Genomic DNA, 15,481 nt, shown 5'->3' on the forward strand with positions numbered 1-15,481 from the left:
TTAAAAAAGAAAAACCCCCACTTCTATTAAGAAATGAGGGTTTTCTAAACTCTGGTAATTAATTAAACTTTACTCTTTAATAAATCGTTCTACCAGTTCTTTCTGTCCGTCGTTAATCTTGATAAGATAAAGACCGTTAGAAAGCGTATCTACGTTGATGGTTGCAGTTCTGTTTACAGAACCCTTTAATACTTGTTGTCCAAGTACATTATAAATTGAATACGTAGCTTCTCTATTATCTAATAATTCAACATTTAAAATGTTGTGTGCAGGATTTGGATAAACATTAATTCCAAATGCTGCCTCAGAAGTACCCAAAGGTTGACCTTCTACTTCACCATAAACAGTATTGGTTGTTTGACCAATATTTACAGTATAATCCTCTACCTCTCCATATGAAAATGATTCGCAAGCAGTTTGCGCACTATTATATTTCATAGAAACACGCATTCTAGTTTGCCCAGATAGTGCTGAAGTAGGTACCGAGAAAGTAGCGCTTAAAGTTGCACTGCTACTAGAAGAACCACTAACAACTGCTTCACTGCTTTCAAATGTTCCATTCTGGTTATAATCAATCCAGATTTTCCAATATTCAGTATAACTAGAACTTGAGAAACCAGCACTAATATAAATGGTGTTAGAACCGTAAGGGACATTAGCAGATAGGTTTGAATAATCAGCATATCCACCATCATTTCCGGTAACATTATTTAGGTTATTAAGCCTAACTAAATCAACCCACTCGTATGATGAATTGTTTCCTTGAGAATCACAATAATTAATATTATTTGATAATGTTGAAACAGTAACGGTATTACTATCTGCTGAGTTATTTCCTGCATCATCAAAAGCTCTAACTTTAAATGAATAACTAGTTGCAGGAGAAAGTCCGGTGATATTTGTTGATGTTCCAGTTACATTTCCTAGGCTTGTACTTCCTTGGAAAACTTCATAACCAGTAACGCCTACATTATCAGTTGATGCATTCCAGTTTAATGTTAATGATGTTTGTGTAATATTGGAAGATGCTAAACTTGTTGGAGCAGTAGGCGCTTGAGTATCGGCACCGCCTCCAGTAATGTTTACTGTATAATCTTCAACTTCTCCATAAGTAAATGCTTCACAAGCGGAAGGAATACCATTATATTTCATTGAAATTCGCATTCTTGTGTTTCCACTTAATGCAGATGATGGTACTGTGAAGGTTCCGCTAATAGGTGTTGTTGTTGAGGCAGCTCTTGTCCATACTTGCTCTCCACTATCTGTAAAATCTCCATCTTGGTTATAATCTATCCAGGCCGAATATCCTTCAGAATACACTGTTCCGGTCCATACAGGTGTTACAGTAATAGTAGCTGAACTGTTTTTAGCTAAATCCGTACTTAGGTTTGTGAAATCTGAATACCCATTACCAGAACCAGAGGTGTTGTCAATTGATCCTATTTCAACTTGACCAATATATTCATCACTTACATTATTTCCTTGTGAATCACAATAATCAAGTTGTACTACTGAAGTTGTAAAGTTTACTGAGGACGAATAGTTCGAGGTACTCCCATCACTACATTTACTACGAACTTGAACTTCATAATCAGTTTCAGGAGACAATCCACTTAAAGTTGTTGAAACTCCAGAAGCTGCTTGAGTTATCCAAGAACTAGCACCATCTTCACGATATCTTACATCGTAAGTTGCACCAGATACCGCATCCCAAGCAACAATTGCAGAGTTAGAACCTACGCCTGAAACATCAACATTGCTAGGTGTAGTAGCTTCACAGACAGCAGCTTCTTCAGTAATTCCAGTTACAATCAAGCTAAAGTTTTGACTTCCTCCGCTTAAATTACCTTTATTAGTAACAGTAATTGTATAAGTTCCTGTAGCATTCGCAACATCAACTCTTTCATAGGGATCTACGTTATTATCACCCGTTCCATTACTTGTTACGGAGGTAAGTTTGTAAGGCATAAAAGTTGAACCGCTTTTTGTAACTCTAATGTCTAAATCATTCACTAATCTAGGTGTTGAAGAGTTTGTTTGTGTGGTTGCGGTTCCCGGTAAATCTGTCCAAGATATGGAGGCCATTAAATCATTTACGCCATCAGCTTCTACTGTTATAGTGTAGGTTTCTCCAGAGTTTAAAGTTAATTCATCAATAATAGAATTAGCACCTTCATCAGTAACGGCTTCAGCAGCACGTTTTGCGTTTAGCAATCCCCAACCATATACAGCATCAGGCCCAGAAGGTCCAGCATCATCAGCTGTATGCATTGCTAAACCTTTTAATGTAGAGGCACGCATAAAGCTTCCATTTAAATTATTGTGATGTTGTTGCAATAGCAAAAGAGTTCCTGTAACGTTAGGAGATGCCATTGAAGTACCTGTTATACTTGCATAGGCAGTATCACTATTTTCATATGTAGAATAAACCGAAGTACCATTTCCGGTAATATCTGGTTTAATTCTTAAGTCATCTGTTGGTCCCTCACTACTAGAGCTATTAATAGTAACACTTACTAGGTTACCGTTTGAGTCAATATTAGCATCTTGAGCATTTGCTACTACTAAGTTATTTTTTGAAGTAGAATGCCCAGTTAATTTATCATAAGCAGAATTTCCATTTAAGGGTGAGCCATTATAGTTTGTATTTCCGTCATTACCGGCAGCTACTACCATTAAGTAATATGGAGCATTATACATTACTTGATCCCAATCGCGAGATTCAGTTATGTAAGCACCAAAATAATAATCTGGAACTAAATCAGAACGAAACCCGTAACTATGATTTGAAAGAAGCATTCCGTTTGAGGCTGCGGCCGTTGCTTCAGCAATATCGTTATTCCACATATATCCTCTAACTTTAGATTGTGGGGACATTCCTTTTGCACTAGCTTGAACACCAGAGGCAGTAATTGTTCCTGTAACGTGAGCAGCGTGAAAATTAAGTTGAGTTCCACCTTCAGACGAGGCATCTTCTACACTTACACGATTGTTGCCTCCAGGGCCATCGTATTCTTGGTGTGTTACTCTAGCATGACCACCATCCCAAACGTAGGCTATCATATTTTGTCCATCAAGGTTTAATCCTAAGCCACCACCAGAGTTTAGAAAGTTAGCTCTTGTTGAAACTGCGGCATTAGCATTGAATGTCCTGTAATAAATAGGGCTTCCATCATCGGCAAAATACTGAAGTTCAGCAAAACCTCCATCAGCTAATTGAACTCGGGTTTCTATATTTCTTTGCTGAGCTAAAGCTAAAACTTCTTGCTTTTGTTGTTTGTTCTTACTGTCCAATCTTTTTTCAAGTTGGGATAAGTTCTGTAAGTCGTAACGACTTGTTATTTGTTTTAATTGACTTTCGGTTTGTGAAAAAGCCATTCCTGCAATTAAAAGTAGCGCAAATGTAAATACGCTTCTGTTTAAGAAGTACTGAGATTTCATAGGGATTGAGATGTTAAAAGGTTTTAAAAAAGGTTTGCTTAGATTGAAAAACATGTAGTGGTTTTATGGTACTTTGAAGTTTTTCTGCATAAAACCAATAATTGAAGCTAATAATAATGACGTTGCTACAGCAAGGTCTTTATAATTGTTTCTCATAATTAGTGAATATTAAGGGTTAATAATTAGGTCTGTTATTTTTAAGTATTTGTGGGGATACATATTGTGGGGCAATACGTTTATTACGTTTTCTCGTAAGTTATCTTAGATTTTGACCAAAAGGAATGGTACAAAAATTTTATAGGAAATTTTGAATGTTGAAATTGTGGTAAAGAAGGGAAAAAAAGTAAAAAGGAATAAAGTGGAAGCGTATTTTGAAAAAAGCAATATGTGAAAATTAGTCGGGGTGGTTGCTTTATTGTGCGCTTTTCATCTTTAACAGAATTAAAGAGATTTGCAACTTTATAAAAATCGTATTTTTTTGTCATAAGTGGGGATAAAAATGACTTTTTGTTCAAAATCTGACACGAATTAACCCAAAATATTAATAAAAACAAAATTTTATCGACAAACTACACACTTAAAATTGTTAAAATTTGTAGGTAAAATCCTTAAACCCTAGTGTTTATATAGGGTAAGGAAAAAATAGAAATAAAGTTAAAATTGGTACATTTGAATTAATGAACAACAATTTGCTTCTTTCAATTAACAATCTTTCCATTTCCTTCGGAAAAAAACCAAATTTGGTTGAAGTTATCCATGATATTTCCTTTTCAATTTCTGAAAATGAGATACTTGGTGTAGTAGGAGAATCCGGTTCCGGAAAATCAGTCACGGCTATGTCAATCATGGGGTTGTTACCTGAAAAACAATCACATGTAAAGGGCGAAGTCCTCTTTCAGAAAAAGAATATTTTAGAAATAAGTGCTAAAGAGTTTCGGAATATTCGCGGAAAGGAAATCGCTATGATTTTTCAGGAACCCATGAGTGCATTAAACCCTTCATTGAGTTGCGGATATCAAGTTTCAGAAATAATACAACACCATTTAAACTATTCTGCTTCCGAAGCAAAAAAAGAGACGCTGTCTCTCTTTGAAAAAGTAAAACTTCCAAGACCCAAAGAATTATATAACAGTTATCCGCATCAAATTAGTGGTGGGCAAATGCAACGGGTTATGATTGCCATGGCGATTGCTTGTAAACCTAAATTGCTTATTGCCGATGAGCCAACAACAGCTTTGGACGTTACCGTTCAAAAAGAAATTTTAATGCTATTGAAAGAATTGCAACAAGAAACGGGAATGAGTTTATTGTTTATCTCACACGATTTAGCTTTGGTTTCAGAAATCGCAGATCGGGTAGTAGTTATGTACAAAGGTAATATTGTTGAAACAGATACTGTAATTGAACTATTTAAAAACCCAAAAGACGAATATACTAAAGCTTTACTAGCTTCACGCCCAACGTTAGAAAAACGTTTGGAAAAATTACCTACCATTTCTTCTATTGCAGATAACAGTTTTGTGCCAAAGGTAGAAACATCGCAAACTCGTGCGAAACGACATAAAAAAATCTATACACAAACACCATTGCTAGAAGTAAAAAACCTCGAAAAAGAATATTATAGTAATGCCGGTTTTTTTAAAACTATACAGACGGTAAAAGCAGTAAATGATGTAAGCTTCGCCATTTTTGAAGGCGAAACCATGGGCCTTGTAGGTGAGTCTGGCTGCGGAAAATCAACTTTGGGTAAAACCATTTTACAATTAGAAAAAGCCACAAAAGGGCATATTTTATACCGCGGAAAAGAATTAACGCAATTAAAAGCTTCAGAAATACGAAAACTGCGCAAGGAGATTCAGCTTATTTTCCAAGATCCGTATTCGTCTTTAAACCCACGTGTTTTAATTGGTGAATCTATAACCGAACCCATGAAAGTACACAACATTGGCTCATCAAAAAAAGAACGCCAAGAAAAGGCAAAAAAAATATTAAACCGGGTTGGGTTAGATGAGTCATATTATTATAGATATCCGCACGAACTTTCCGGCGGACAAAGACAACGTGTAGGTATAGCTCGAACTATCGCTCTAGAACCCAAATTAGTTATTTGCGACGAGTCGGTTTCTGCATTAGATATTTCAGTACAAGCTCAGGTTTTAAATTTGTTGAATGAATTGAAAGATGACTTTGGGTTTACTTACTTATTTATCTCCCACGATTTGGCGGTTGTAAAATATATGGCCGATCAATTATTAGTAATGAATGAAGGGAAAATAGAAGAGATAGGCGATGCAGATGAGATTTACGCCAATCCTCAAAAAGAGTATACCAAAAAATTGATTGATGCGATTCCGAAGGGGATTTAGGCTTCAGGGCTTCGATAAAATCCCGATTCCATCGCGATCTCTCAGCCACCTCAAATTCGATTTATTAAAAAAATACTTTAAAAACGAAATAAGGCTCAAGTGCTGAGGTATTTGAGTGTTTTTTAAAAATTGCAAAGCAATGATTTAAAAAATGTATCGAAACCACCGACCGAAAAATTTTGAGCATAAAAAAACCCGTTCTAACCTCACAAAGAACGGGCTTATTATATGAATCATTGCAGATTCGGGGCATAATTAAGTAGCCCATAACTACCAACAAGTAGTAGTATTACATGAGCAAGAAAACTTTCTTTGCTACATAGAGCACATTTTTAAGTAATGAAAATGTATTCTTTAGGGAGTTAATTATGTTTTTCATAAGTAAGCTTTTAGTTAGTTAAATTTGGGAATGCTAATATGAAAAATAAACTAGATTTAGTCGATTAAAAACATATTAATTCGATAAAGAGCTTAAAATTTTAACACTTACAGTTATAATGTAGGAAATATCTTATTTTTATACTAAAAAAAGACCGATGTGTAAACATCGGTCAATTCTTTAAAGAAGTAAAAAAATTAAAATTTCATCTCGGGAATTTCTCCGTTTACTACCAATTCACCCTCAGTAGCTTCTTTAATTTCATCAATACTCACACCAGGTGCACGTTCCAGTAAATGAAAAGCATTGTCTTTTATTTCAAGAACTGCAAGGTTGGTAACTATCTTGCGCACACATTCTACGCCAGTAAGCGGCAAAGTACATTCTTTTAATAATTTTGAGGCACCGGCTCTATTAGTATGCATCATCGCAACTATTATATTTTCGGCAGAAGCCACCAAATCCATCGCGCCGCCCATTCCTTTTACCATTTTTCCCGGTATTTTCCAGTTGGCAATGTTTCCGTTTTGTGCCACCTCCATAGATCCTAAAATAGTCAGATCTACGTGCTGACCACGAATCATGGAAAAGCTCATAGCCGAATCGAAAAATGAAGCGCCTGGCAACGCTGTAATAGTTTGTTTACCTGCATTAATTAAATCTGGATCCTCTTCTCCTTCAAAAGGGAAAGGCCCCATTCCTAAAATTCCGTTTTCGCTTTGAAATTCTACTTGAATATCGTCCCGTACATAATTGGCAACCAAGGTTGGAATACCAATACCAAGATTTACGTAATAACCATCTTTTACTTCTTTCGCGATGCGTTGTGCTATTTGTTCTTTAGATAATGACATTATTTCTTAGGTCTTACGGTTCGTTGTTCAATTCTCTTTTCATAATCTTTTCCTTGGAAAATTCGTTGTACAAATATTCCTGGAATGTGTATTTGATTAGGATCTAATTCTCCGGCTGGCACTAATTCTTCAACCTCAGCTACCGTTATTTTGGCAGCACCACTCATATTCGCATTGAAGTTTCGAGCAGTTCCTTTAAAAATTAGGTTACCTGCTTCATCACCTTTCCAAGCTTTTATAAAAGCAAAATCGGCTTTAAAGGCCTTTTCCATTACATGCATTTTACCATCAAACTCTCGAGTTTCTTTTCCTTCGGCAACTTCAGTTCCATAACCTGCAGGTGTAAAAAATGCTGGAATACCGCTTTGGGCAGCTTGACACCGCTGCGCCAAAGTTCCTTGAGGGATTAACTCAACCTCCATCTCGCCACTTAACATCTGGCGTTCAAATTCTTTGTTCTCACCTACATACGATGAAATCATTTTTTTTATTTGGTGTTTTCTAAGCAGTAATCCCAATCCAAAATCATCTACACCTGCATTATTAGAAATACACGTTACATCTTGAATATTTAACCGAACTAATTCTTTGATAGCATTTTCAGGAATTCCGCTTAATCCAAAGCCGCCTAGCATTAAAGTCATACTGTCTTTTATGCCTTTACAAGCTTCTTCAACATTTGAAACCGTTTTATTAATCATTATTTTTTATTTTTCAGAAAATTACAAAATTTGCTTCAAAAATACTTCGTAAGGGAGTGGCATTTTCAGAAATACAATAAAAAAACCGCTTCAGAATCTGAAACGGTTTCAATTATTTTTTAGATTTAGCTAGAAGTCAAACTCGTCTGGCACATCATCTACGTCTTGATTGTCTTCTCTCCATTTAGCACAATCTGTTTCAATCGTGACACCCGAAGGACGTTTAAAGTTTTCATCGGAAACATTAAGCTCTTCATCGGCGAGGCATTTTTTCATATAAATAGCCCAAATAGGTAATGCCATAGTTGCTCCTTGACCGTAAGCGGTGCTTCTAAAATGCGTAGCACGGTCTTCACCGCCAACCCAAACACCGGTTACTAGATTAGGAACAATCCCCATAAACCAACCATCACTATTATTTTGTGTAGTTCCAGTTTTTCCAGCGATTGGATTTTTAAAATCGTATGGATAGCCTGTAATGACATTTTTATACATGTGACCTCCACGCCACGTTCCTCGCAGTCTACTACCCGACCCAGACTGCACCACTCCTTGCATAAGGCTTACCGTTACATAGGCGGTTTCGTCACTGATTACATCTTTGGTTTCAGGAACGTTTTGATATAAAACAGTTCCATTTTTATCTTCTATGCGTTGTATAAGTGTTGGTTTTACATATACACCTTCATTGGCAAAAACACTATAAGCGCCTACCATTTCATATAAAGAAACATCTGGTGTACCCAATGCAATCGATGGTGCTGCAGGCATATTTTTAGTATCTACTCCCATTTTTGAAATCAACTCAATTACTGGTTTTGGCCCAACACGATCTATTAATCTAGCTGTTACGGTGTTAATTGAGCGCGCCAAAGCTTCTTTTAAGGTTACCATACCTCCATAGTCACCTCCAGCATTTCTTGGAGTCCAAGGTTTTAATAAACCATATTTTCCTTCTTCAATAGTATATTGTGTATTTGGAAGCGTATCACAGGGCGACATATGCATTTGGTCTATCGCCGTAGCATAGACAAAAGGTTTAAATGTAGAGCCAATTTGACGGTGTCCTGTCTTTACCATATCGTACTTAAAATGCTTGTAATTAACACCTCCTACCCAAGCTTTTACTTCTCCTGTTTGTGGCGTCATCGACATTAAAGAGGCTCGTAAAAAACGTTTATAATACCGAATGGAGTCCATTGGGGTCATAATGGTATCGATGGCATTATTCTCGGCAGTCCAAGAAAAGATGCGCATTTGTGCTTTCTTTTTAAAACTGGCTATAATTTCTTCCTTATCCTTTCCTTGTTTTTCCATTTCGCGCCAACGATCGCTTCGTCGCATGGCCGATTTAAAAATTTGCTCGGTCTCTTCTTCGGTAATATCACGAAAAGGTGCTGTTTTGTTTTTTTCGTTTTGGCTGTCAAATTCTTTTTGAAGATTTCTCATATGCATATCGACAGCTTCTTCAGCGTATTCCTGCATTTTAGAATCTATAGTCGTATATACTTTTAAGCCATCACTATAAATATTGTATTGAGAACCGTCTGTTTTTGGGTTTTCCTTGATCCAATCTGACATAAAAGCACGAGCATACTCCCTAAAATACGTTGCAATCCCTTCATCGTGACCCTGTGGGGTGTATTTTATTTCAAGCGGTAATGCTTGTAGTGAATCTTTTACACTTTCAGTTATAAAATCGTACTTCTCCATTTGAGATAACACCACATTTCTACGATTTTTAACTCCAACTGGATTTCTTAATGGATTATATAAAGAAGAGTTTTTAAACATCCCAACTAACATAGCAGATTCTGCTGTAGTGAGTTCGGTAGGGCTTTTATCGAAATAAATGCTGGCTGCAGATTCAATACCAACCGCTTGATTAAGAAAATCGTACTCGTTAAAGTACATAGTCAATATTTCTTCCTTTGTATAGCGACGTTCTAAACGAGTAGAAATAACCCACTCTTTTATTTTCTGAAGCCCTCTTTCTAATTTATTATCTGAAACTTGTTCAGTAAAAAACAATTTGGCTAATTGTTGTGAAATAGTACTAGCACCACCTCTAGATCCTAAAAAAACTGCTGCTCTCAACGTTCCTTTAGCATCAATACCTGAGTGATCGTAATAGCGAGCATCTTCAGTTGCAATTAATGCGTTTATTAAATGATCGGGTAGTTCTTCATATTTAACTGGAGTTCGATTTTCTTTATAAAACTTTCCTAATGTTTTACCATCTGCAGAGATAATCTCGGTGGCGAGATTTTTTTCAGGGTTTTCAAGACTGGTTTCATCAGGCAAACTTCCGAAGAAGCCCCACGAAGCGAAAAGGAAGACAAGAATTATCAATCCTATTCCAATACCAAATATTTTCCAAAAGGTTCTAATGTGTCTTCCGGTATCGTCTTTTTGTTTCTTCGGCTTTTTTTTCGAGGCCGATTTTTTAGCTTGTTCTTTTGCCATGTTATTGTTGTTGCGATGCTTCTTCAATGCTGAAACCAACATCTGTAATGCCTTCTAGTTTGGTAACGCCCTCAACATCGCCGTTATTGCGTACGGCTTGCATGATGCGAAGTTGATATGTGCCTTCTTCTGGAAACGTAACATCTTCTTTAAACCAAAGTTTGCTGTCTTTTAAACTTCCAATTCCTTCACCTAGCCATGCGCCATCAGGTTCGGCCATTCTGTACTCTAACGTATCTTGAATGGTTTTACCGTGCGGGAATTCCATCGAAACAATTAAAAAAAGGTTGTTAAAACGATAGTCATTTGTATTCCGAAGATGTAAAAAGACATTATACTGTTTTAACGTGTCTAACTGCGGAATTGAAAACGCAATGGTGTCGTTTTTATCCCAGTAATTAGGCAACGAATGGGTGTCGCTCATAACAGCATCGGTATTGCAAGAGGCTAATAAACCTGCTATTGCAACTAAAAAAAGATTACGCATTCTTTTTTGAATTTCTATTTTTACTTCGCTTTCTGTTTTTGTTACGGCTTTTACGACGTTTGTTCCGCTTTTTACCTTTTGGTTGGTCAAAACGCGTTAAACTATCTTGCCCAACTACATTGCTAAACAGTTCTTCTTTCGATTTTTGAACCTCAACAACGTATTCTTCAAGGCTTGCAACTTTAGTGCCTTTTTTATTGAGTGCAATAATTTTATTTACATTTTCTACAGAAAGTTCCAGCCAATTCATTCCTTCTTTTACATACGAAAACCACATTAGCCCTTTAAAAATATCGGTTTTCTGGCATATGGCAGGTCCTTTTTCAGTCTGCAGCTTTACATCACTTTTCGGAAACTCTTTTAAAGCTTCTAAATAAGTGTCTAATTCGTAATTAAGACAACATTTCAGTTTGCCACATTGTCCGGCCAGTTTTAATGGGTTTAATGACAATTGTTGGTATCGAGCCGCTGAAGTGGTTACAGATCTAAAATCGGTTAACCAAGTAGAACAACACAATTCACGACCACACGAGCCAATACCGCCTAAACGTGCTGCTTCCTGACGGAAACCAACTTGTTTCATTTCGATACGGGTATTGAATGTACGGGCAAATTCTTTAATTAATTGTCTAAAATCTACACGCTCTTCAGCAGTATAATAGAAAATAGCTTTTGAACCGTCACCTTGGTATTCAATATCGCTAATTTTCATTTTTAAGCCTAAGCGAATAGCAATCTCACGGGATTGCTTTTGAATACTAGGTTCTTTATCACGGCAGCTCTGCCATTTATCAATATCTTTTTGAGAGGCTTTTCGGTATATTTTTGGAAGCGCATTCATATCTACGCGTTCATTTTTCTTTTTCATTTGTACACGAACCAATTCGCCGGTAAGTGTTACTATACCAATATCATGACCAGGGGAAGCTTCAGTAGCAACCACGTCGCCCATGCTTAGCGTAAGGTTTTCGTTATTATGGTAAAAGTGTTTCCGTCCGTTTTTAAAACGCACTTCCACGCCTTTAAAAGGTTCCATATCGGCAGGAAGTGACATATTGGAAAGCCAATCGAACACCGTTAATTTATTACAGCCATCGGTACCGCAAGTTCCATTGTTTTTGCATCCCTTTGGCTGTCCATTGGCGCCTGTGGCACAGCTTGTACAGCCCATATTGTATATATATAGCTCATTTTCAAAAGAAAACGAGACGAAGATTAAACATTCTCTTGAAAAGTAAAGATACCAATAATTGAAGAACCTACTTCTTAAACTTTAGTTTTTCTGAACGCCCCTTTTTAAAGATTTTATTACTATTCGGAATGCCTTTCCGAAGCTTTTTTTGTTCCTCATACGGAAGTTGAATAATCTCTTTACACTCAGTACTACAACAGGTTTCCATAGCAGACGAACAGTCTTCACACTGGATGAAAAGCAAGTGACACGCTTCGTTAGCACAGTTTACATGCGTGTCGCAAGGTTTTCCACATTGATGGCAACTAGCGATAATATCTTCGGTAATTCGTTCCCCGCGACGATGATCAAACACAAAGTTTTTACCAATAAATTTATTATCTAATCCTTTATTTTTCACTTGACGGGCGTATTCAATGATGCCGCCTTCTAGTTGAAATACATTTTTAAACCCCTTGTGTTTATAGTACGCACTGGCTTTTTCGCATCGAATCCCGCCAGTGCAATACATTACTAGGTTTTTATTTTCCTTGTGGTCTTTTAAATCGGCTTCAATAATATCCAGCGAATCACGAAATGTATCCACATCGGGCGTTACGGCTCCTTGAAAATGACCAATTTCACTTTCGTAATGGTTTCGCATATCGACCAACACCGTGTTGGGGTCATCGATAAGTTTGTTGAAATTTTCAGCATCTACGTGAACGCCTTTGTTGGTAACATCAAACGTTTCGTCGTTTAATCCGTCTGCCACGATTTTTGGGCGCACTTTTACTTTTAGTTTTAAGAACGATTTCAAATCGTGTTCAATGGCGATATTCAATCGAACGCCATTTAAAAAATAGATATTGTCGATAAATTCTTTAAAATTTCCGAAGTTCTTGGCAGGTACTGAAAGTTGGGCATTAATCCCTTCGTGTGCTACATAAATACGGCCTAGAACGTTAAGTTCGTCCCAAGCGATAAACAAATGATTTCTGAAAATTTCTGGATTGCCAATCTTGGCATATTGATAAAAAGAGAGGGTCAAGCGGTCTTCTCCTGCTTGTTCCAATAAATCGGCCCGCTCTTTTGCACTTAAGGTGTTGTACAGTTGCATGCTATACTTTGTTTAGTGAAAAGAAATATTTTTTAAATAATACGGCAAAAATAAGCAAACCCTTCGTTTTTGGCAATAAAAGAATGATGTTCATGATTTTTTTGTATTTTAGTAGAGACTTCCCTTATTTCCTAATTAAAATTAATTTTAATATGATGAAAAAATTACTTTTTTTTCTTTGCTTATTGACTGCTACGTCTGCTTTTTGCCAAAATTCTGAGCTTTTTGGGCATACTTGGCATGCAAAAAGCATTACAATAAATAATATCACCACCGAAGCACCAAAAAACCCCAATATGGAAATACAGGCTACGTTTGACGAAACTTCTTCGTTTACCGATATGTGCTGCGCGGGAACCTTGAATTTTAGTATTGATTATCAAAGCCAAACCACCTTTGGAATTACTGACTTTTCTCCATTTTTAGAAACTTGTAATGAAAATGACAATAATGAATTTAGGGGTTTATATATCAGCTTTTTTCAAGAAGGACTTGCTGATAATTTTGAATATGAAATTATTGAAGATTATAACAATTGGTACTATAAAATTTTGACATTAACCAATATAGATGGGGATACACTTCAATTATATAATTCACCACACAATACAGATGCGGATGGATATATTTTTGAAGATGGCCTTGGATATTGGTATTTACAGGATTTAACAAATGAAGGTACTTTTTATACACTACCTTATAATATCGCAAAGGAAACTGAAATTAGCTTTAATACCGATGGGAGTTTTAAAAGTATTATTTGTGGGGAAATAAATTCAAAAGTAGTTTTTAATGGAGATTACAACGAGGGAGATTTTTACATTTCTTGCGAGAGCTTAACCCTTACTTCAGGTAATTGCGGTAATCAGGATTCTATGGACGTAGAACAAGATTTTTATGCCATTCTTGAAGATCTTGCAACGAGTGACGATTTCACCTTTCAAAGATGGTTCTCAGAATTTGGTGATGATCCTTGCGATTATGCCAATGTTCTTGAAATTTATAATCCATCGAGGGATATTGGTTTTACTTTAATCGACTGTGTAGAGCATTTATCTCTAGAAAATTATTCTAAAAAAATGTTCTCCATTTACCCAAACCCAGTAAAAAACAAATTGATTATAGAAAATTCAAGTTTAAAGTCTTCACAATTAAACCTAAGTATTTATACAATTCAAGGAAAAGAGGTAGTTTCAAAAAATATCCAATTTGAAAATGAAACTTCCATAGATGTTTCCAATTTATCTTCTGGTATGTATTTTATCAATATAGAAGATGAAAGAGGGATCAAAACCACTCAAAAAATTGTGAAGTTTTGATGCTTTCTTCAGAATACAATTACTTTAAAAATAGCCCTATAGAATTCACTTCAATTTTTATTTCAATTCTGTTAACAAAAAAACTAGTTTCAGGGTTTTTCCTTTTGTAGTAAAAGCAAAGAAATAGTACCTTAGCCTACTGACTTATTTACAGCTAAAACACACACTATGAGCAAAGAAAAAGAAGCAAAATTAAAAGCGCTAAAGCTTACACTAGATAAAATGGATAAAACGTACGGAAAAGGCACCGTCATGAAAATGGGAGATGCCGCTGTACAGGAAGTAGATGTAATCCCAACCGGATCGTTAGGGCTTGATGTAGCACTAGGTGTAGGCGGATATCCACGCGGACGAGTAGTTGAAATATACGGTCCAGAATCTTCTGGTAAAACCACTTTGACCTTACATGCCATTGCCGAAGCACAGCGAAAAGGTGGAATCGCAGCTTTTATTGATGCGGAACACGCTTTTGACCGTTATTATGCCGAAAATTTAGGGGTTGACATTGAAAACTTGATTATTTCACAACCAGATAATGGAGAACAGGCTTTAGAAGTTACCGACAACTTAATACGAAGTGGTGCTATCGATCTTATTGTTATTGATTCCGTAGCAGCGTTGACACCAAAAAGTGAAATTGAAGGCGAAATGGGAGACAGTAAAATGGGGCTTCACGCTCGATTAATGTCACAAGCACTTCGTAAACTTACCGGATCAATTAGTAAAACTCAATGTACGGTAATCTTTATTAATCAACTGCGTGAAAAAATTGGAGTGATGTTCGGTAATCCGGAAACCACAACCGGTGGTAATGCCCTTAAATTCTATTGCTCTGTAAGACTTGATATTCGCCGTTCTACACAAATTAAAGACTCAAACAGTGATGTACAGGGGAACAAAACCCGTGTAAAAGTGGTGAAAAATAAAGTGGCACCACCGTTTAAAACGGCTGAGTTTGACATTATGTACGGCAAAGGAATTTCAAAAGTAGGTGAGGTTGTCGATTTGGGTGTTGATTTTGAAATCATTAAAAAAAGTGGTTCTTGGTATAGCTACGACGAAACTAAATTAGGACAAGGTCGTGACGCAGTTAAAACATTACTTTTAGACAACCCAGAGCTTATGGAAGAATTAGAAACCAAAATAAAAGACGCTATAAAAGCCCTTAAGGAATAAA

At 36.4% G+C, this 15,481-nt stretch carries 10 protein-coding genes; 3 read left to right on the forward strand and 7 right to left on the reverse strand.

The window, feature by feature from the left end; genetic code table 11:
• Positions 1–69: 69 nt before the first annotated feature.
• On the reverse strand, positions 70–3,441 hold the full coding sequence (locus DZ858_RS03140) for a GEVED domain-containing protein (RefSeq protein ID WP_193550704.1): 3,372 nt from the start codon (positions 3,439–3,441) through the stop codon (positions 70–72).
• A 677-nt stretch (positions 3,442–4,118) separates the two neighbouring features.
• Here DZ858_RS03140 and DZ858_RS03150 point away from each other — a divergent pair.
• Entirely contained in the window at positions 4,119–5,807 is a 1,689-nt protein-coding gene (locus tag DZ858_RS03150) for an ABC transporter ATP-binding protein (protein ID WP_117158086.1), read from the forward strand.
• Between the two features lie 576 nt (positions 5,808–6,383).
• Here the strand turns inward: DZ858_RS03150 and DZ858_RS03155 are convergent.
• The 6 genes from DZ858_RS03155 to trhO form a co-directional block, all read right to left on the reverse strand.
• Entirely contained in the window at positions 6,384–7,040 is a 657-nt protein-coding gene (locus DZ858_RS03155) for a CoA transferase subunit B (protein WP_117158087.1), read from the reverse strand.
• Complete coding sequence (locus DZ858_RS03160) at positions 7,040–7,741, reverse strand: CoA transferase subunit A (protein WP_117158088.1); 702 nt, start codon at positions 7,739–7,741, stop codon at positions 7,040–7,042. The genes DZ858_RS03155 and DZ858_RS03160 overlap by 1 nt, the downstream gene beginning before the upstream one ends.
• Before the next feature lie 129 nt (positions 7,742–7,870).
• Positions 7,871–10,207, reverse strand: a complete 2,337-nt coding sequence (locus DZ858_RS03165) for a penicillin-binding protein 1A (protein WP_117158089.1) — start codon at positions 10,205–10,207, stop codon at positions 7,871–7,873.
• Position 10,208: 1 nt separating this feature from the next.
• Entirely contained in the window at positions 10,209–10,694 is a 486-nt protein-coding gene (locus tag DZ858_RS03170; RefSeq protein WP_117158090.1) for a gliding motility lipoprotein GldH, read from the reverse strand.
• Positions 10,687–11,865 carry a PSP1 domain-containing protein gene (locus DZ858_RS03175; protein ID WP_117158091.1) on the reverse strand — a complete coding sequence of 393 codons (1,179 nt, stop codon included), beginning with the start codon at positions 11,863–11,865 and terminating at the stop codon, positions 10,687–10,689. Before DZ858_RS03175 ends, DZ858_RS03170 begins: the two co-directional genes overlap by 8 nt.
• An 88-nt stretch (positions 11,866–11,953) precedes the next feature.
• Positions 11,954–12,985 carry an oxygen-dependent tRNA uridine(34) hydroxylase TrhO gene (trhO, locus tag DZ858_RS03180; protein WP_117158092.1) on the reverse strand — a complete coding sequence of 344 codons (1,032 nt, stop codon included), beginning with the start codon at positions 12,983–12,985 and terminating at the stop codon, positions 11,954–11,956.
• 152 nt (positions 12,986–13,137) lie between these two features.
• Here trhO and DZ858_RS03185 point away from each other — a divergent pair, with 152 nt between their 5' ends.
• Positions 13,138–14,304 (forward strand): T9SS type A sorting domain-containing protein, encoded by a 1,167-nt coding sequence (locus DZ858_RS03185; protein ID WP_158548343.1) that lies wholly within the window; start codon positions 13,138–13,140, stop codon positions 14,302–14,304.
• A gap of 168 nt (positions 14,305–14,472) precedes the next feature.
• Positions 14,473–15,480 (forward strand): recombinase RecA, encoded by a 1,008-nt coding sequence (gene recA, locus DZ858_RS03190; RefSeq protein WP_117158094.1) that lies wholly within the window; start codon positions 14,473–14,475, stop codon positions 15,478–15,480.
• Position 15,481: the final 1 nt, after the last annotated feature.

The organism is Marixanthomonas ophiurae (assembly GCF_003413745.1).
Taxonomy (GTDB): domain Bacteria; phylum Bacteroidota; class Bacteroidia; order Flavobacteriales; family Flavobacteriaceae; genus Marixanthomonas; species Marixanthomonas ophiurae.